Consider the following 688-nt stretch of genomic DNA (forward strand, 5'->3'; position numbering starts at 1 on the left):
GGCGGCGAGGGCCGCCGGCGCGATGAAGCACATCGTCGGGCGCCACGCGTAGAGCGCGGCGCCGAACGCGCAGCCGACCGCGAAGGTCACGACCGCGAAGGTCATCCGCTTCAGCCGGCCCTTGGCGAGCGCCCGCGCCTCGGGGCTCATTCCGCCATGCAGAAGCTCGCCCACGTCGATCATGATCTGGGTCGTGGTGCCGGTCATGATGGTGGTCGGCGGCAGCGCGGACATGTGGATGCGCTGGGCCGCGTTCTGGATCGCCATGGCGGCGACCAGGGCGCCCCCCATCATCAGCGCCCGCGGGGCGTCGCCGTCCGGAAACGGGGCGAGCTGCAGGGACAGCACGGCGGAGGCGATCAGCAGGACGAGCTCGAGCGCCAGCATGGCGCTCAGCCCCTGGATCCTCAACCGCGCGAACAGTTTCCCGAGCAGCGTGACGAGAGTGACCACCACGCAGAACAGCGGCAGCGCCAGCAGCTTGGCGAGCGCGCCGGAGGTTCCGAGCACGAGAGACGCCCCGAGCGTCACGAAGTTGCCCGTGACATGGGTGGTGAACAGGCCGTGCAAGGCGAGAAAGCCCGCGGTGTCGACGTAACCCGCGATCAGGCTGAGCAGGGCCGGCAAGGCAGGTCGCATGCGCACGCGCTCCGCGGGCGCGCCCAGCCCCCACCTATCCTACACATGC

At 70.5% G+C, this 688-nt stretch carries 1 protein-coding gene; it reads right to left on the reverse strand.

From position 1 onward, the window contains the following. Nucleotides 1-639, reverse strand: a 639-nt coding sequence (locus ACIKT0_RS19550; protein WP_407106920.1) for a YoaK family protein, incomplete at its 3' end; no start/stop codon positions are given. Nucleotides 640-688: the final 49 nt, after the last annotated feature.

This window comes from Hansschlegelia beijingensis, from assembly GCF_045505405.1.
Classification (GTDB): Bacteria; Pseudomonadota; Alphaproteobacteria; order Rhizobiales; family Methylopilaceae; genus Methylopila; species Methylopila beijingensis_A.